The sequence below is a fragment of the Streptomyces sp. NPDC013157 genome (assembly GCF_042899865.1).
Classification (GTDB): domain Bacteria; phylum Actinomycetota; class Actinomycetes; order Streptomycetales; family Streptomycetaceae; genus Streptomyces.
Genome location: NZ_JBIBAK010000019.1, coordinates 51,163 through 68,597, shown reverse-complemented (window position 1 = coordinate 68,597; position 17,435 = coordinate 51,163). Strand labels below are relative to the sequence as shown.

Annotated in this window: 17 protein-coding genes, 1 tRNA gene and 1 pseudogene; 3 read left to right on the top strand and 16 right to left on the bottom strand. The window is 71.7% G+C overall.

The genetic code is table 11. The annotated features are described in order from the left end of the window. Positions 1–137: 137 nt before the first annotated feature. The 4 genes from ACFY6U_RS41695 to ACFY6U_RS41680 all read right to left on the bottom strand — a co-directional run bounded on the left by ACFY6U_RS41695 (position 138) and on the right by ACFY6U_RS41680 (position 3,841). Positions 138–386, bottom strand: a complete 249-nt coding sequence (locus tag ACFY6U_RS41695) for a hypothetical protein (RefSeq protein WP_390046879.1) — start codon at positions 384–386, stop codon at positions 138–140. A gap of 88 nt (positions 387–474) precedes the next feature. Continuing rightward, entirely contained in the window at positions 475–1,359 is an 885-nt protein-coding gene (locus ACFY6U_RS41690) for an SDR family oxidoreductase (protein WP_390046877.1), read from the bottom strand. Next, the gene (locus ACFY6U_RS41685) at positions 1,356–2,312 is read right to left on the bottom strand and encodes an alpha/beta fold hydrolase (RefSeq protein WP_390046875.1); all 957 of its coding nucleotides are present in this window, start codon (positions 2,310–2,312) and stop codon (positions 1,356–1,358) included. Before ACFY6U_RS41685 ends, ACFY6U_RS41690 begins: the two co-directional genes overlap by 4 nt. Continuing rightward, complete coding sequence (locus ACFY6U_RS41680; protein WP_390046873.1) at positions 2,309–3,841, bottom strand: flavin-containing monooxygenase; 1,533 nt, start codon at positions 3,839–3,841, stop codon at positions 2,309–2,311. The genes ACFY6U_RS41685 and ACFY6U_RS41680 overlap by 4 nt, the downstream gene beginning before the upstream one ends. A 198-nt stretch (positions 3,842–4,039) precedes the next feature. Between ACFY6U_RS41680 and ACFY6U_RS41675 the strand changes: the two genes are divergently transcribed. Further along, positions 4,040–4,738 carry a MerR family transcriptional regulator gene (locus ACFY6U_RS41675; protein WP_390047136.1) on the top strand — a complete coding sequence of 233 codons (699 nt, stop codon included), beginning with the start codon at positions 4,040–4,042 and terminating at the stop codon, positions 4,736–4,738. A 423-nt stretch (positions 4,739–5,161) separates the two neighbouring features. On the opposite strand, the gene ACFY6U_RS41670 is transcribed toward ACFY6U_RS41675, so the two are convergent. Continuing rightward, a complete protein-coding gene (locus tag ACFY6U_RS41670; protein ID WP_390046871.1) occupies positions 5,162–5,965 on the bottom strand; it encodes an exodeoxyribonuclease III in 804 nt (267 codons plus the stop codon). An 88-nt stretch (positions 5,966–6,053) separates the two neighbouring features. On the opposite strand from ACFY6U_RS41670, the gene ACFY6U_RS41665 reads away from it, so the two are divergent. Next, entirely contained in the window at positions 6,054–6,542 is a 489-nt protein-coding gene (locus ACFY6U_RS41665; protein ID WP_390046869.1) for a GNAT family N-acetyltransferase, read from the top strand. A gap of 59 nt (positions 6,543–6,601) precedes the next feature. Here ACFY6U_RS41665 and ACFY6U_RS41660 read toward each other — a convergent pair whose 3' ends face one another. The 10 genes and pseudogenes from ACFY6U_RS41660 to galU form a co-directional block, all read right to left on the bottom strand. Then, complete coding sequence (locus ACFY6U_RS41660) at positions 6,602–6,733, bottom strand: PQQ-binding-like beta-propeller repeat protein (protein ID WP_390047134.1); 132 nt, start codon at positions 6,731–6,733, stop codon at positions 6,602–6,604. Positions 6,734–6,879: 146 nt separating this feature from the next. Beyond that, positions 6,880–7,011, bottom strand: a pseudogene (locus ACFY6U_RS41655) (PQQ-binding-like beta-propeller repeat protein); the annotation flags it as partial. Positions 7,012–7,112: 101 nt separating this feature from the next. Then, a complete protein-coding gene (locus ACFY6U_RS41650; RefSeq protein ID WP_390046867.1) occupies positions 7,113–7,757 on the bottom strand; it encodes a WD40 repeat domain-containing protein in 645 nt (214 codons plus the stop codon). Positions 7,758–7,906: 149 nt separating this feature from the next. Beyond that, positions 7,907–7,980 (bottom strand) — tRNA-Ala (locus ACFY6U_RS41645). 104 nt (positions 7,981–8,084) lie between these two features. After that, positions 8,085–9,395, bottom strand: a complete 1,311-nt coding sequence (gene glpR / locus ACFY6U_RS41640; RefSeq protein ID WP_390046866.1) for a gephyrin-like molybdotransferase receptor GlpR — start codon at positions 9,393–9,395, stop codon at positions 8,085–8,087. A 185-nt stretch (positions 9,396–9,580) separates the two neighbouring features. Next, on the bottom strand, positions 9,581–10,261 hold the full coding sequence (locus ACFY6U_RS41635; protein ID WP_390046864.1) for a GNAT family N-acetyltransferase: 681 nt from the start codon (positions 10,259–10,261) through the stop codon (positions 9,581–9,583). A 20-nt stretch (positions 10,262–10,281) separates the two neighbouring features. After that, a complete protein-coding gene (locus tag ACFY6U_RS41630) occupies positions 10,282–10,818 on the bottom strand; it encodes a molybdenum cofactor biosynthesis protein B (RefSeq protein ID WP_390046863.1) in 537 nt (178 codons plus the stop codon). Then, complete coding sequence (moaC, locus tag ACFY6U_RS41625) at positions 10,815–11,327, bottom strand: cyclic pyranopterin monophosphate synthase MoaC (RefSeq protein WP_366356731.1); 513 nt, start codon at positions 11,325–11,327, stop codon at positions 10,815–10,817. Before moaC ends, ACFY6U_RS41630 begins: the two co-directional genes overlap by 4 nt. Before the next feature lie 129 nt (positions 11,328–11,456). Beyond that, positions 11,457–12,779 carry a gephyrin-like molybdotransferase Glp gene (glp, locus tag ACFY6U_RS41620; protein ID WP_390046860.1) on the bottom strand — a complete coding sequence of 441 codons (1,323 nt, stop codon included), beginning with the start codon at positions 12,777–12,779 and terminating at the stop codon, positions 11,457–11,459. After that, the gene (gene galU / locus ACFY6U_RS41615; RefSeq protein WP_351488252.1) at positions 12,776–13,687 is read right to left on the bottom strand and encodes a UTP--glucose-1-phosphate uridylyltransferase GalU; all 912 of its coding nucleotides are present in this window, start codon (positions 13,685–13,687) and stop codon (positions 12,776–12,778) included. The genes glp and galU overlap by 4 nt, the downstream gene beginning before the upstream one ends. A gap of 170 nt (positions 13,688–13,857) precedes the next feature. Between galU and ACFY6U_RS41610 the strand changes: the two genes are divergently transcribed. Beyond that, positions 13,858–14,403, top strand: coding sequence for a 5-formyltetrahydrofolate cyclo-ligase (locus ACFY6U_RS41610; RefSeq protein ID WP_390046858.1), 546 nt, complete (start codon positions 13,858–13,860; stop codon positions 14,401–14,403). 88 nt (positions 14,404–14,491) lie between these two features. On the opposite strand, the gene ACFY6U_RS41605 is transcribed toward ACFY6U_RS41610, so the two are convergent. Continuing rightward, positions 14,492–17,254: a penicillin acylase family protein gene (locus ACFY6U_RS41605; protein ID WP_390046856.1), complete on the bottom strand. Its 2,763-nt coding sequence runs from the start codon at positions 17,252–17,254 to the stop codon at positions 14,492–14,494. Between the last annotated feature and the right edge of the window lie 181 nt (positions 17,255–17,435).

The window sequence follows — 17,435 nt, the reverse complement described above, 5'->3', positions numbered from 1 at the left end:
GGGAACTGCGCGACCAGCCCCCACGCACCCGCACCCGCCACCCCACCGCACCCCACTCCCCCTTGGGCGCACAAAACGCAGGGCACCCTCCACGAAGAAGGGCGCCCCACGCAATTCGGCCAAGCCGAGTGCAACGACTAGGCGTCGTAGTCCTGGTCGAACCGGTCCTGCATCTCCTGCTCGGTGTCGTCCAGGTTCTGACGACCGCGCTCAGTCGCCTGCCTGCCTCGCTCCTGCGCCTGCTGGCCCCGCTGCTGGGTGTGCTGGGCGCCCTGCTGGCCGCGCTGCTGGGCCTGCTGGCCGCGCTGCTGCGCCTGCTGCTGGCCTTCCTGCATCTTCTGCTTGGCCTGTCCCTGCGTCTTGCCGGCCTTGTCCTTCATACCCATGTGGGTTCACTCCCGTGGAGGGTGAGGGGATCGGCCCTCAGTGGGGCCTCGACCAGATTCACACGGGCCGACTACGCGCGCACTTCGATCAGTTACGGTGCGTAGCACGCGCCTCCTCGTCGGCCGCCCCACCTGCACCGACGAGCCCCGTACGCATGCCCTGCAACCGGGGCGCGAACCGCTTCATCTCCCGCTGCCCGACCGCGCCGATCAACGCCGGCAGGTACCCGCGCACGCCCTGCATCCCCCGCAGCCACCGCTGCCCGTACACGTGCGCCGAGCGCCGCTCGATGCCGGCCACGATCCGGTCCACGGCCGGACCCAGCGGGTAGGTCTTGTTCGCCGGCCACGGCAGCCGCTGCCGCAACTCCCGCATGACCTCGTCCTGGTCGGCGCCGCGCACCATGTCGGTGTCCGTCCAGGACAGGTACCCGACCCCGACCCGCACACCCTGGTGGCCGACCTCGGCGCGCAGGCTGTGCGCGTACGCCTCCACGCCCGCCTTGGACGCGCAGTACGCCGTCATCATCGGCGCCGGCGTGATCGCGGCCAGCGACGCGATCTGCAGCAGATAGCCGCGGCTCTCCGTGAGCACCGGCAGGAACGCGCGCGCCGTCACCGCCGAGCCGATCAGGTTGACCTCGATCACCCGCCGCCAGGCCACCGGATCCGAGTCGGCGAACGGACCGCCGTTCGCCACCCCGGCGTTGGCCACCACGATGTCGACCTTCCCGAACCGCTCCTTGACCTCCCGCGCGACCCGGCTCATCGCCTCGTGGTCGGTGACGTCGGCGTACCAGTACGCGCTGTCGCCGTGCAGCCTGCCGGAGACCTCCTTGAGGGCCTCCTCCTCCAGCCCGACCAGCGCGACCGTCGCCCCGCGCGCGGAGAGCTTGCGGGCGAGCAACTCCCCGACACCGCGCGCCGCTCCGGTGACGACGGCGACCTGTCCTTCGAGACCGACCCTGCTCATGAGCTCTCCTTGATCCGCTCGGGCCCGTCGGCGCCGGCTTCCTCAGGGGCACCGGTCACGTACGCGGTGACCAGCTCCCGGATCTTTCCGTTGACCAGCTCCGGTGCCTCGACCGGAGTCATGTGGCCCATGCCCGGCAGTTCCGTGAGGCCGAGGGGGTGCGGCAGCGCGGCGATCAGTGCGCGGGCGTGCACCGGGGGCGTGAGCCGGTCGGCCGTGCCGGTGACGACCGCGGTGGGCGCACTCAACTCCCGTACACCGTGGTCGAGGTCGAGCCGCGCGAGGACACGCGCCCAGGTGTGGCGCACGGCGCGCGGGCAGGCATGCACGATCCGTGCGCACGCCTCGACCATGTGCGGGGCGGAACCCGGGCCCATGGTCGCGTACTTGAGGATGCGCCGCGCGAGGGGCGTGACGGGTCCGAGCGGGGCGCGCGAGGCCAGGACCCGCGCCGTCAGCCAGGTGCGCAGGCCGCCGGCGCGCAACGGCAGGACGAGCGCCTCCGCGACCAGCCGCGAACTGCCGGTGCTGCACAGCAGGACGGCGGCGGCGTGCTCGCGGAAACGGGGGCGCGCGGCGGCCGCCATGACGGTCATGCCGCCCATGGAATGGCCGACGACCACGGCACGTTCCCCGCGGGCGAGGGTCTGCGCGAGCACCGCTTCGAGGTCGTCCGCCAGCGCCTCGGTGGTGCACGCGGGGCTCGCGGGACTGCGCCCGTGCCCCCTCTGGTCGTACGCGATGACCCGGTGGTCGACGGCCAGTTCGCGCGTCTGCGCCGCCCAGAAGGCGGTTGAGCAGGTCCAGCCGTGGGCGAGGACGACGGGGGGCGCGTCCTCGGGACCGTGCACCTCGACGTGCAGGCGGGCGCCGTCGGCGGAGACGACGGTGAGTTCGCGGGCAGGGGCGGGCGGCGCGTACGGCCCGGAGGTCACATGGGTGAGCCGGCTCACGCGCCCACCTCCGCGTCCGCGGCCCGTTCGCCGCCGATGCCGCTCGTGCCGCTCGGCAGGGGCGGGCGGATCACGTCGTACTCCGCGAGGTCCACCCGCTGGGTCGCACGCCGGAACTCCGTGGTCGTACCGGGCCAGATGGTGGTGTTGCGGCCGCTCGGGTCCAGGTACCAGCTGGTGCAGCCGCCGGTGTTCCAGACGGTGCGCTTCATGCGCTCCTGGACCTTGTGGTTCCACGCGGCCACGGCACCGGGGCGCGCGTCCAGGGCCGCACGTCCGCCGAGGACGCGGAGCTGGCGCAGGTAGTCGGCCATGTAGTTCAGCTGGGACTCGATCATGAGGATCATGGAGGAGTTCCCGAGGCCGGTGTTGGGCCCGATGATCGTCATCCAGTTGGGGAACCCGGCGGCCGAGGCACCGCGCAGCGCCTCCATGCCGCCCTTCCAGGTCTCCGCGAGGGTCCGTCCGTCGGCGCCGACGACCCGTTCGGCGATGGGCATGTCGGTGACGTGGAAGCCGGTGCCGAAGACGATCGCGTCGACCTCGGCGCTGCTGCCGTCGGCGGCGACGACCGTCGACCCGCGGATCTCGCTGAGCCCGCTCGCCACCACGTCCACGTTCCGCCGGGCCAGCGCCGGATAGTAGGTGCTGGAGAGCAGGATCCGCTTGCAGCCGATGCGGTAGTCCGGGGTGAGCTTGGCGCGCAGCGCCGGGTCCTTGATCGCGCGGGCCATGTTGCGCTTGGCGAGGCTCTCCACCAGGCCGAGTTCGTCGGGGTGCTTGGTGAACGCCTGGACCTGGAGTTCCCGGATGCCCCACAGGAGGCCGCGTCTGGCCTGGGTGGTGAAGGGCAGCGCGCGGTGCAGCCGGCGCTCGGCGGCGCTGATGGCCCGGTCGACGCGGGGCATCACCCACGGCGGGGTGCGCTGGAAGAGGGTGAGGTGGGCGACCTCGGGCTGGACGGCGGGCACGATCTGGATCGCGGAGGCGCCGGTGCCGACCATGGCGACCCGCTTGCCGCGCAGGTCGTAGTCGTGGTCCCAGCGGGCCGAGTGGAAGACCTTGCCGGGGAACGACTCCAGCCCCGGGATCTCGGGGATCTTCGGGTCGGACAGCGGCCCGGTGGCGGAGACGACGACGTCGGCGGAGAAGGCGCCGGCGGCGGTCTCGATCTCCCAGCGCAGCGCCTCCGCGTCCCAGGCCATCCGCTTGACCTCGGCGTCGAAGCGGAGGTGGGGCCGGAGCCCGAACACGTCGGTGACGTGCTCCAGATAGGCGCGGATGTGCTCCTGCCCGGAGAAGGTGCGCGGCCAGTCGGGGTTGGGTGCGAAGGAGAAGGAGTACAGGTGGGAGGGCACGTCGCAGGCGCACCCCGGATAGCTGTTGTCCCGCCAGGTACCGCCGACGCTGCCGGCCCGTTCCAGGACGACGAAGTCGGTGATCCCCTCCCTGCGCAACCGCACGGCCGCGCCCAGCCCGCCGAACCCGGACCCGATCACCGCCACCCGTACATGCTCGTGCTGGGCCATCCCGAAGCCTCCACACCTCGCCCGCGATTACGCCAGTGAACACTGGCACGGTTGGACTGTAGAGCAGCTCCGTACTGATGGGTAGGCCCCGGACGGAGGAAAGTTACCGGTGGTACAACATAGGCTGCGCACGTGACGGACGACGGCGGACGAACAACCTCCACGGCCTCCGCCCCGGGCGGCGGGCGCGAGTACCGCATGGAGGAACTGGCCGCACTGGCCGGCATCACCGTGCGCACCCTGCGCTTCTACCGCGAGCGCAAGCTGATCCGGCCGCCCCGCCGCGAGGGCCGTATCGCCTGGTACGACGACCATCACCTGGCCCGGCTGCGCACGATCTCGGCGCTCCTGGAACGCGGCCACACCCTGAACGGCATCGCCGAGCTGGCGGAGGCCCTCGACCACGGCAAGGACGTCGCCGAACTGCTCGGCGTCGACACCCCCACCGAGGAGGAGCCGGTCCGCCTGACCCCCGAGGAACTCGCCGCCCGCTTCGAGGGCGAGGTCACCCCGGAGAACCTCGCCGCCGCCATGGACCTCGGCTACCTCGGCACCGACGGCGACGACATCGTCCACATCAGCCGCCGCCTGCTGGACGCCTCCGAGGCCCTGGTCCGCGAGGGCTTCCCGCTCGCCGAGGTCCTGGCGGCCGGCCGCAGCGTCCGCGAACACGCCGACGCCCTCGCCGAACTCTTCGCCGACCTCGTCCTGCGCCACGGCCCCGAGGAGGACATGGAACGCCTGCGCCCGCTGGCCCGCAGCGTGGTGGAGGCGGAGGTGTCACTGGCGCTGGACCGGCGGCTGCGCAAGCGTGACCAGGAACTCCCTGATCGTTCACTCCATCGGGGCACATTCCCGTCAAGAACGGACGGAATTCGGTTCGATGTCCGAGAGTGAGATCGAAAAGCCCCGGCGACTGTGCCACCAGCCCCGGGGTATGGCCGACGCTCTCCATGACGCCATCGTGTGGTCACATGTCGACCGCGCTGTACTACTTCGCCACGTGGAAGGCGTATTCGTACGGCGACCACGCCTGCCCCGCCTCCGCCCGCGGCACAACGTCCCCGCTCCCGCCGCCATCCGTGCCGGCTGGCTGGACGACTACACCGTCAGCCGGTATCGGGGGGCATTCGCCACGGACGGCGAGGTGACTCGGGAACAACTCCTCAGGCACGGAGCTCGCGTCACGGCCGCCAAGGGACGGTCCGGCGGCGGACCGGACACGTCACGGCTGACATTCAGCATCGGAGGCCCGCCCCGTCAGCGACAGCCCTGAAACGGACGGGGCGCAGCGAAGCGGTGCGCCCCGCCCCCTCCTCGTCACAGATCGAAAACGACCGTCACTGGAGCATGGTCTGACCAGCGCTCCTCGTGACGGGCAGCCCGCTCCACATGCGCCTTGACCGCACGCCGGGCGAGCCCGCGGGTTGCGACGGCGAGGTCGATCCTCCAACCCGAGTCGTTCTCGAACGCCCGGCCGCGATACGACCACCACGTATACGGCCCTTCCACGCCCGGATGCAGCGCGCGCACGACGTCGACGTACCCGCCGTCGGCCGGGTCCAGGACGCTGCCGAGCCACTCCCGTTCCTCCGGGAGGAAGCCCGAGTTCTTGGTGTTGCCGCGCCAGTTCTTCAGGTCGGCCTGCTGGTGGGCGATGTTCCAGTCGCCGCAGACGACGACCTCGCGGCCGTCGGCGGCGGCCCGCTCGCGCAGGTCCTTCAGGTGGGCGAGGAACTCGCCCATGAAGCGGTACTTCTCGTCCTGCCGCTCGGTGCCCACCTCCCCGGAGGGGAGATAGAGGGAGGCGACGGTGACACCGGGCAGGTCGGCCTCGACGTAGCGCCCGCTCGCGTCGAACTCGTCCGAGCCGAAGCCGACGCGCACCCGGTCCGGCTCACGCCGGGTGTACAGGGAGACGCCCGCACGCCCCTTGGCGGCCGCGGGGGCGTGCACGACATGCCAGCCGCCGGGCGCGCGCACCTCCTCCGGGAGCTGTTGTGGCTCGGCACGCACCTCCTGGAGGCAGAGCACGTCCGCGGAGGTCTCCGCGAGCCACTCCACGAAGCCCTTCTTCGCGGCGGCCCGCAGCCCGTTCACATTCACCGAGGTCACAGTCAGCACGCGGGAACGATACCGGCACACTGGACGGAGTCCGGATCGCCCACCGCGCCGCCCGAGCGGCCACCCGTACGAATATACGATGCCTCACATGAATATACGTCGCGTTGCCTTCGACCACCCCGACGCCGTCAAGCTGAACGACGAGGTCCAGGCCGAGTACCACGTCCGCTACGGCGACGGCGGCGACGCCACGGTCCTCGACGCGTCCGACTTCGAACCGCCGAACGGGGTCTACCTGATCGCGTACGACGAGTCCGACCGCCCGGTCGCCACCGGCGGCTGGCGCAGCCAGGACGCGAACGGCGAGGGCAACGAGGACGGCGACGCCGAGCTCAAGCGCATGTTCGTCATCGAGGGGCTGCGCGGCCGGGGTCTGGCCCGCCGGATCCTGACGGCCCTGGAGGACGACGCCCGCGCGGCCGGCCGGCTGCGCATGGTGCTGGAGACCGGCACCAAGCAGCCGGAGGCCATCGCCCTGTACACCTCCAGCGGCTACGCCCCGTGCACCAAGTTCGGCTACTACCGCCACCACGAGTCGAGCCGCTGCTACGCGAAGGCCCTGCACGGGGATCTGTAGGCCGGGGCACCCCGGGCCGCCCCCGCGCGCGGCGGCTCGGGTGAAGGGACGGACGGGCGTCAGGTGTGCACCGCGTACAGGAAGTCGTCCTCGCTGCCCACGTACACGGTCCCGTCGGCGACCACCGGCGTCGAGCACACCTCGCCGCCGGTCTCCAGCCGCCGGCGCTCCTCGCCGGTGGCCGCGTCCAGCGCACGGTGCCGCCGACCGGGCCGGGGCCTGCCGGAGCGGATCCCGTGCGTGGGCTCCCCTCGCGGGGACTCGTGCGCTCGGGGCGGGTGGAGCCGGCGCGCCGGTCCTCGGCGGGTGTTTCGCCCGGCCGATGGGCCCGCACGGCGTAGAGGTGCTCGTCGAGGCTGTCGATGTACACCGTGCCCTCGCCCACCAGGGGCGTGGAGTGCACGAGCTCGGTGGTCCTGACCTTCCACCGGGCCTCGCCCGTGGCCAACGCGAAATGGCCTGGCCGCACTGGTTGTTGGCTGCCCCGCGGGACTGGGCGGGACGCATGGTGGCCGCCCCCCGGCCGCCCCCCGGCCGTCCCCGTTCACCGCCCTCGTTCACCGCCCTCGTTCACCGCCCGGTGAGCGGGAGTGCGACGGCTCCGCGGTCGTGTCCGACGATCAGGTCCGGGCCCGCGGCGGCCAGGCAGGTGGGCGCCAGGTCCAGGGCGATGTGCTGCACTGTGCCGGTCTCCGGTTCCCATACCCGTAGGCGTCCGAGTGCGCTGCCGGTGGCCAGGACGCGGCGCCCGTCGGGCAGCGTGGCGGCGGCCATGACCGGGAGGCCGGCGGTGCCTGTCCCGGCGGGCAGGGCGTCTCCGGCCGGGTCTCCGGTCGCCGGGTCCCACAGCCTGACCACGCCCTGGTCGTCTCCGGTGGCCAGCAGCGTACGGCCCGGGGCGGGCACGGCCGCCACGGCCGCCACCCGGTGCGCGGCACCGGCGTGGGCGCAGCTGCTCAACTGCACGGCCGCGCCCCGCTCCCAGGGATCGTCGACGGCCGGATCCCACACGTGCACGCCGCCCCCGGTGTCCGCGGCGACGACCAGCGTATGGGCGGCGGAGATCGGGACGGCGGTGATCGACCGGATCGGGCTGCCGTAGGGGTTGAGGCGCCCGACGGCCTCCCCGGTGGCCGGATCCCACGACCGGACCGCGCCTCGGGAGGTGGCGGTGACGAGCAGGGTCCGGCCGTCGGGGACGGCCGCGGCACACATCCCGACCACCTCGCCGGACGTGTTGCCGACCGGATCCCGGACCGGCCGGGCTCGAACAGGCCCCGGAAACGACGAAGATCCCGACCGATCATGAAGATCGGCGGGATCTCGTCAACCGCCCCCGAGCGAACTCGAGAACAGTTGTGCAGTGGACCTGAGGGGATTTGAACCCCTGGCCCCCTCGATGCGAACGAGGTGCGCTACCGGACTGCGCCACAGGCCCTTGCAACGAGTGAAACTCTAGCATCCCCGTCGGGGTGCTTGGAAATCCGTTCCCTGACTGGTCAGGCGCGGGGTGCCGACGCGCCCCGCACCCTCGCCGTCAGGTCATTCGTTGGCCGCGCGGGGGCGGTCGCCTTCCTCGTACTGGTCGAAGAGGGGCGTGCGGCCGCGTTCGCGTGCCCTGCGGGCGGAGGCCGCGATGGGGGGCCCCCCACGCGAGCGCCGTCGAGCGTGGGGGAGGGCGTCGGTCCGGCCGTCGTCCGGCGCAGCCCTGTCGTCGGCGGCGGGCTCCGCCTCCTCCGCCTCGGCCTCGGGCGCCGCCGGCCTGGTCTCCTGCTCCGGCACGACGGCGCTGGACCGCGCCGAGCTCCACGCGTCCGGCGCCCCCAGGTCCACGTCGGAGGTGGCGCGCGGCGCGACCGGTGCGGTCACGTACGTCGGCAGGGGCACCGGCACCGGGTCCCAGCTGTCGCCGTGTCCGGGCCGCCGCTGCCGCTCGCGCTGCTGGTCGACCCACTCGGCGTGGTCGGTCTGCTCGACGAGGGCGCGCCGGTCGGCGGCGAGCGCGGACAGGCCGGGATCGGTCCCGGGCTCTGGTCCCTCCTCCGGTTCGTCCGCGCCGACGCCCGCCGGGTCGAGGGGCGCGCGCCGGCGCGGCTGGCGCTCCCGCAACCGCTGTGCGGCGGCCTCGGCCTGACGCCGGTCCATCTGGTAGGCGAAGCGCCTGCGTTCCTGTGCGCGCAGGTAGGCGATGTAGGCGCTGAGCATGACGGCGGGCACGCCCGGCGCCCACAGGAACGCGAGCCCCCCGACGGCCGCGACGATCGCGCCCAGCGTGAAGGCGACGAAGAGCATGACGGTGGTGCGCCGACGGCGGGCGAGCGCCTTCGAGCGCCGGGCGCGTTCCGCGGCCGCCTGTGCGGAGGGTGCGCGCCGGGGGGCCGGAATCTGCCTGCGGGCGGGCGTGGAGCCCGACTTGGGCGCGGACGTGGAGGCGGAAGCCGGGGCCGGTACGGATGCGGTGCCCGCCTGGCGGGGCGGCGCGGACCCGGACTTGGCCGCCGGCGCGGCGGCCTGGTCGCGCGCCGGTTCCTGGCGTCCGGCCGTCTCCGGCCCCACCTCCGCCCGGACCTGACGGCGGGTCGGAGGCATGGCGAAGGCCCGGACGTCCACCGAGTCGGTGGCGGCGTCCGGTTCACCGGCGTCCTGCTCCCCCTCCGAGGCGGAGCGCGCCCGCAGGTCCCTGGCGTACCGACGCTCCATCCCCGCCCGTCCGGACAGCAGCCGGATGGCGGTGCTGAAGCGTTCCGTCGGACGGGCCTCGTTCAGCTCGTCCTGCCTACGGAGCCACATCGGCACCAAGTAGGCGGCCCAGGCCCCGACAATGACTGCGTAGATGAGGCCGCTGCTGCTCACGCCTCACACGGTAGAGGGGTTTGCGTGGGGCCATCTGCCAATTGCGTCGGTGTGTCGCACGATCCGGCTGATATTTCGAGCTTTTTTTGTGACCGATGCGATCAGTAGGCCGTCGGAGCCGCGAATTCAACGCCCCGAGATGGTCAAGAACCGATCAATTTCGAACACGCATTCAATTTGTTCGACTAGCCGGGATTCCCTGGAGTGTTCTGCGGATTGCGGGGCACGTGCGGAGAAGTGCCCGTGCCCGTCGGGCCCGGTGCCTTCGCGGACGCGCCCTGGGAGCGTGCCCGCTGCCAGCGGCCGAGCAACCCCTCGGGCACCTCCTCCGCGGTGAGGGCGAAGACGAGGTGGTCGCGCCAGGCGCCGTCGATGTGGAGATAACGCGGCCGCAGCCCCTCCTCACGGAATCCGAGTTTCTCCACGACCCGGCGGCTGGGCCGGTTCTCGGGGCGAATGCAGACCTCGATGCGGTGCAGACCAACGGTGCGGAAACAGTGGTCCACCACGAGCGCGACGGCCGTCGGCATCACCCCGCGGCCGGCCACCGACTGGTCCACCCAGTAGCCGACGTGCCCCGAGCACATCGACCCCCAGGTGATCCCGGCGACGGTCAACTGCCCGACCAGGCGCCCCTGGTACTCGATGACGAACGGCAGCATGCGCCCCGCGTTCGCCTCGGACCGCAGGTGCCGGACCATCTGCCGGTAGGTCGGCCGGTGCACTATCGGCCCGCTGGGCGTGGGCGGCGGGATGGTGGCCTCCCAGGGGCGCAGCCAGTCCCGGTTGCGCCGGTTGACCTCGCGCCAGGCCCGCTGGTCACGCACCCTTATGGGCCGGAGGACGACATCGCCGTCCACCAGCACGACGGGCCAGGATGGGGTGTTCAGCTCGCACCCCCACTGCTGGGTGCCGGGTGGTCCCCGCCGCGGATCTGGTCGACGGCGTGCGCCAGCAGGGGTTCCAGGACGGCGAGGCCGTCCCGCACCCCGCCGGTGGACCCGGGAAGGTTGACGATCAGTGTCCGGCCCGCCACCCCGGCCAGGCCCCGGGAGAGCGCGGCGGTGGGCACCTTCTCGCGCCCGAACGCCCTGACGGCCTCGGCGATGCCCGGCACCTCGTAGTCGAGCACCGCGCGGGTCGCCTCCGGCGTGCGGTCGGTGGGCGAGATGCCGGTGCCGCCGGTGGTGACGACGACGTCGTACCCCGCCTCGACCCCCGCGCGCAGCGCGGCGGCCACGGGTTCCCCGTCGGGCACCACCCGCGGCCCGTCCACGCCGAACCCGAGGCCCGCCAGGCCCGCCGCGAGCAGCGGTCCGCCCTTGTCCTCGTAGACACCCGCTGCGGCCCGGTTGGAGGCGGTCACGACCAGCGCGCGATACGGCGCGCGCGGCGCACCCTCGGCGGACGGCCCGGCGTTCACGCCCGGCTCCAGTCGCCCGACTTTCCGCCCGTCTTCTCCTCCACGCGTACGTCCGTGATGACCGCTCCCTTGTCGACCGCCTTGACCATGTCGATCACGGTGAGCGCCGCGACGGAGACCGCCGTGAGCGCCTCCATCTCGACACCCGTGCGGTCCGTCGTCCGCACCGTGGCCAGGATCTCCACCGCGTCGTCCGCGACCGCCAGGTCCAGTTTCACACCGGAGAGGGCCAAGGGGTGACACAGCGGGATCAGGTCCGGGGTGCGTTTGGCCCCCATGATCCCGGCGATGCGCGCGGTGGCGAGGGCGTCGCCCTTCGGAACGCCCTCGCCGCGCAGCAACTCGACCACGCGGGGCGAGACGAGGACCCGTCCGCTGGCGCGGGCGGTGCGCGCGGTCACGTCCTTGCCGGACACGTCGACCATGCGGGCGGCGCCCGCGTCGTCGAGGTGCGTCAGTCGGTCTGGCACAGAGGGGCCGGGGGTGTCCCCCCGGAAGGGCTCAGTCATGCTGTGTGGCGCTCCCGGTCCTGGCCCGTCGCGGTGCGGCGGTCGGGCCTGCTGTGCGCGACACGGTACCGCCAAGACGGCCCGCACCAGCGGGCAGGACCGCCCGGCGGACGGGTACGCGTGGGTGGCTCAGCCGAGCAGGACGACCTCGACGTCGGTGCCGGGCTCGACGGACTCCACGTCCTCGGGTACGACGATCAGTGCGTCGGCGTGTGCCAGAGCCGCGACCAGGTGCGAACCGGCGCCGCCCACGGCGGTCACCTCGCCGTCGGCGTACGCCCCGCGCAGGAACTGCCTGCGCCCCCTGGGCGAGCCCAGCGCCTTGCCGGCTCTGAGGGTCGCCGTGGTGCGGGGCCGGTGGACGTCGTCGAGGCCCATCAGCGTGCGGATGGCGGGCCGCACGAACAGCTCGAAGGAGACGTACGACGACACGGGGTTGCCCGGAAGCGCCAGCAGGGGCGTGTGGTCGGGGCCGATGGTGCCGAAGCCCTGGGGCTTGCCGGGCTGCATGGCGAGCTTGCGGAAGTCGATGCCGCTGCCCGGCTCGTCCTCGTCGCCGACGTGCGCGAGGGCCTCCTTGACGACGTCGTACGCGCCCACGCTGACACCGCCGGTGGTGACCAGCAGGTCCGCGCGGACGAGCTGGTCCTCGATGGTGGCGCGCAGCGTCTCGGCGTCGTCGACGACGGCGCCCACCCGGTAGGCGATGGCACCCGCGTCCCGGGCGGCGGCGGTGAGGGCGAAGCTGTTGGAGTCGTAGATCTGGCCGCTGCCGAGCGCCTCGTCGGGCTGGACGAGTTCGCTGCCGGTGGAGACGACGACCACGCGCGGGCGCGGGCGCACGCGTGCCGTGCCGCGGCCGATCGCGGCGAGCAGCGCGATCTGCGGCGGGCCGAGGACGGTGCCGGCCGCCAGGGCGAGGTCGCCGGCCTTCACGTCGCTGCCCCGCGCGCGTACGTGAGCGCGTGCCTCGGCCGGCCGGTGCACGCGCACGTGCCCCTCGGCGCCCTCGGGCGCGAGGCTGCGCGCCCGCATCCCGGCGACCGGTCCCTCGCCGAGTCCGCCGTCGGTCCACTCCACGGGGACGACGGCCTCGGCGCCGGGCGGCAGCGGGGCGCCGGTCATGATGCGGACCGCCTGGCCGGGGCCGACCGGGGTCAGCTCGGCCGCGCCCGCCGCGACGTCCCCGACGACCTCCAGGACGGCCGGGAACTCCTCGCTCGCGCCCGCCACGTCCGCGACCCGTACCGCGTACCCGTCCATGGAGCTGTTGTCGAACGGCGGCAGTGAGAGAGGCACCGTGACGTCGTCGACCAGGACGCAGCCCTGGGCGTCGAGGAGTTGCAGCTCGATGGGTTCCAGGGGGCGGACGGCGGTGAGGATGTCCTCCAGGTGCTCGTCCACCGACCACAGGTGGTCCGGGCCGGCGGGGCGGGTCGCGGTGCTGCTCAACTCTGCTGCATCTCCTCGGCTACGTAACTGCGAAGCCAGGTCCGGAAGTCCGGGCCCAGGTCTTCACGTTCGCACGCGAGCCGGACAATGGCACGCAGATAGTCGCCGCGGTCGCCGGTGTCATAGCGGCGGCCCTTGAAGACGACGCCGTGCACGGGGCCGCCGACCTTCTCGTCCTGCGCGAGCTGCTGGAGGGCGTCGGTCAGCTGGATCTCGCCGCCGCGACCCGGCTCGGTGCGCCGCAGTATGTCGAAGACGTGCGGGTCGAGGACGTAGCGGCCGATCACCGCGTAGCTGGACGGGGCGTCCGCGGCGTCAGGCTTCTCGACCAGGCCGGTCACCTTGACGACGTCGCTGTCGGCGGTGGCCTCCACGGCCGCGGAGCCGTAGAGGTGGATCTGCTCGGGGTCGACCTCCATGAGAGCGATCACGCTGCCGCCGTGCTGCTCCTGGACCTGGATCATGCGCTGGAGCAGGGGGTCGCGCGGGTCGATCAGGTCGTCGCCGAGCAGGACGGCGAAGGGCTCGCGGCCCACGTGCGGGGCGGCGCACAGCACGGCGTGGCCGAGGCCCTTGGGGTCGCCCTGGCGGACGTAGTGCATGGTGGCCAGGTCGCTGGACTCCTGCACCTTGGCGAGCCGGCCGGCGTCGCCCTTCTTCTGGAGCGCCGATTCCAGCTCGTAGTTGCGGTCGAAGTGGTCTTCCAGGGGACGCTTGTTGCGTCCGGTGATCATGAGGACGTCGTCGAGCCCCGCCGACACGGCCTCCTCGACCACGTACTGGATCGCCGGCTTGTCGACGACCGGCAGCATCTCCTTGGGAGTGGCCTTGGTGGCCGGCAGGAACCGGGTGCCGAGGCCTGCCGCGGGAATGACAGCCTTGCTGATCCTGGGGTGCGACTGAGTCATGTCCGCAACCTTATCCGGTGCCTTTGCGAAGAATCCGAGGCTACGGACAATTGGTGCTCATATGAGCCGATTAGGGAAGGGTGCGGGAACGACCTGTGGAACACGGTGGACCTGAAGCCGACAGTGACAAGCGAACGTTGCGCCGAGAATTCCTCGGGGTGAGGAACAGGTTGACGACGGATGTCGTCAGGGAAGCGGCCGACGCGCTGGCCGGGCACGCGCTGGAACTGCCCGAGTTGGCGCATGCGCGCACGGTGGCGGCGTACGTCTCGGTCGGGAGCGAGCCCGGCACGCTCACGCTGCTGGACGCGCTGGTCACGCGGGGGGTGCGCGTGCTGCTCCCCGCGCTCCTGCCGGACCACGACCTGGACTGGGGCGCGTACGCCGGGGAGGGCTCCCTCGCCCGCGTCCAACACGGCGGGAAGATGGCACTGTTCGAACCCTCCGGTGAACGCCTGGGGCCGGACGCCGTGCTCGCCGCGGACGTCGTGCTGCTGCCGGGGCTCGCGGTGGACGCGCGCGGGATGCGCCTGGGGCGCGGCGGCGGGTCGTACGACCGGGTGCTGGCGCGTCTGGAGCGCGCGGGCGCGCGCCCGGCGCTCGTGGTGCTGCTGTACGACACGGAGGTCGTCGAGCGGGTACCCGCCCAGGCGCACGACCGGCCGGTGCAGGTGGTGGTGACGCCGTCGGGGGTGCGCCGGTTCGCGAGCCCCTGAGAGAGCCGCGCTGGTGCGAAAACGGCCCTCCACGCGTGCGTGGAGGGCCGTTTCAGTGGCGGTGGCCGTCGGGCTCAGGCCCTCCGGCTCAGGGCTTGAGGACGAGGGTGTCGCTGGTGCTGTCGTCGACCGCCTTGTCCGAGAACGACCACGGGAGCAGTTCGCCGTCGGCCCACTTGCCCGTCTGGTCGGTGTAGTGGGCGCTGAAGGCGTGACCGGAGGCTCCGGTGAGGTTGATCCACTTGGATTTGTCCAGGTCGTCGAGGTTGACGACCATCCGCATGGAGGGCACCCAGACGACGCCGTAGCCGCCGGCGGCGTTCCAGCCGGTCGCGTCGACCGTGGCCTCGCCGCCGCTGAGCTTCCAGGGGCCGCGGTTGAGGATGTACTGGACGACGGCCGGGCCGTCGGTGCCCAGGGTCTGGTTCTTCAGGAACAGGCGGTGCAGCCGGCCCCAGCTCCAGGTGTCGATGTCCTTGCCGAGCTTGGCGGTCAGCTCCCAGCGGGCGTCGATCATGGCGCGCTTGAAGAGCTCGTCCATGTTGTCGGCCTTGGGGCGGTCGCCCGCTCCGGCCGGCGTCTTCCACCAGTCGCTGTCCGGCTTGTTCATGAGGTTGCGGACCACCTCGAACCAGCGGTCGCCGCCGTCCGGCTGGGCCTGGTCGGCGTCACGCTCGCCGCACTCGCGCACCTTGGTGTCGTCGTCCACCGGACCGGTGCTGTCGATCTTGTCGACCCACAGGCACTGGCCCTTGACCCGCAGCTCCTTGGGCAGCTTGTTGCCGAAGGCGAGCTTGAGGATGTTGCGCCACACAGCGTTGAAGTAGGCCGCGGCCGCGGAGTCGGCGTCCTGGGTGTAGTCCCAGCCCTCGAGGAGCTTCTGCGCCTCGCGGACGTCCTTGTCGTCGAGGTTGATCTTCAGCAGCTTGGGCACCAGCAGCTTGGCGATCTCGCTGCTGTTGTCCGTCTGCATCTGGCGCATGTCGTCGGTGGAGATCTTGCCGCCGTCCTTGATCTTCGACTCGATCAGGTCGGTGATGCGCTGACTGCGGGTGCCGTATCCCCAGTCCGTGGTGAGCGTGTAGGGGTACTTGTCCTTGTCGATCACGGCCTGGTTGGCGGTGACGATGTAGCCGCGCTTCGGGTCGTACTCGTAGGGCAGCTCGTCCTGCTTGATGAAGCCGGTCCACTTGTACGTGGAGTCCCAGCCCGGCGCCGGGATGGAGCCGTCGTCCGCCGACGAGCGCGTGGGGATCTTGCCCGGCAGGGTGTAGCCGATGTTGTTCTTGGTGTCGGCGTAGATCAGGTTCTGCGAGGGCACGTCGAACTGGGCCGCCGCGTCCCGGAAGGAGGCCCAGTCGGACGCCTTGTCGAGGGCGAAGACGGCGTCCATGGTGGTGCCCGGGTCCAGGGCGGTCCACCTCAGGGCGATGCCGTAGCCGTCGCCGCGGTCGGGTGCGGCGGTGTCCACGGAGGCCTTCTTGCCGACCTCGACGAGTTCGTCGTCGCGGTCGGACAGCAGCGGCATGCCGTCGGCGGTCTGGCGTACGACGATCTTCTTGGACGCGCCCCCGGCGACCTTGATGGTCTCCGTGCGGGTCGTGAAGGGCTTGGTCTTGCCGTCGTACAGGTAGCCGTCGCCGGAGAGCTTCTCCAGGTAGAGGTCGGTGACGTCGACCCCGGAGTTGGTCATGCCCCAGGCGATGTCGGCGTTGTGGCCGATGATCACGCCGGGCATGCCGGCGAAGGTGTAGCCGGTGACGTCGTACTGGCACTTGCTGGAGACCGTGGTGCAGTGCAGGCCCATCTGGTACCAGACGGACGGCAGCGACGCCGACAGGTGCGGGTCGTTGGCGAGCAGCGGCTTGCCGGTGATGGTGTACTGGCCGCCGACGACCCAGGAGTTGGACCCGATGCCCTGGCCGTTCACGCCGACGGCCGTGGGGACGTCGTCCAGGACGTTGTAGAGGCTCTCCAGCTGGCTCGTGAGCGCCGAACCGGTGGACGACGAGGTCGTGGTGCCGCTCGTGCCCGCCGAGGTCCCGGAGCCGCTCGTGGAGTCGCTCTGCTCGAACGTCTTGGTGACCTCGTCGTACTGGCCCTGCTGGACGATCGGCTGGTTGCGGCTGTACGGGTAGTCCGGGTAGAGGTCCTTGATCTGCTGCGGCCCGAGACGGCTGGTCATCAGGGCGCGGTCGATCTCGTCGTCCATGTTGCCGCGCAGGTCCCAGGCCATCGCCTTCAGCCAGGAGACCGAGTCGACGGGGGTCCACTGCTCGGGCGTGTAGTCGTTGACGAACCCGAGGGCCGCGTACTCCAGGGAGATGTTCTTGCCGCTCTTGCCCTGGAGGTAGGCGTTGACCCCCTTGGAGTAGGCCTGGAGGTACTTCTTCGTGGAGGCCGACAGCTTGGTGTCGTACTCCTCCTTCGCGACCCGGTCCCAGCCCATGGTGCGCAGGAACTCGTCGTTCTTCACCTGGCCCTTGCCGAACATCTCCGACAGGCGCCCGGACGTCATGTGACGGCGCACGTCCATCTCGTAGAACCGGTCCTGCGCCTGGACGTAGCCCTGCGCCATGAACAGGTCCTCGTCGGTCGAGGCGTATATCTGCGGGATGCCGTAGCCGTCCCGCTTCACGGTCACGGGCCCGGAGAGGCCCTCGAGCGTGATCGAACCCTTGGTCTGCGGGAAGGACGCGCGGACAGTGCTGACCGACCAGTACGCCCCGTAGAAGACGCCACCGATGACGGCAAGGACGAGCACGAGCACGATCAGTCGGGCTCTGCGCCCCTTCTTCCTGCCGGACTTGCCAGGCTTGTCACCCGTTGTGGCGGTGGTGTTGGGGGGCATCGCTGTCCTTGCTGTCCTAACGCGAGCGGCAGGCGGTCCTGGAGTGCTGGAGCAACCATAGGCGCAGGGCCCTACGCCACTTGACGCGGAGTAGGGATCCGGCGGGCACGGGCGTTCGATCTTGCCTCGGGAAGCGTCAAGAAAGCGTCAAGAGTTAGGTAAGGTAACGAAGTACTTGGGT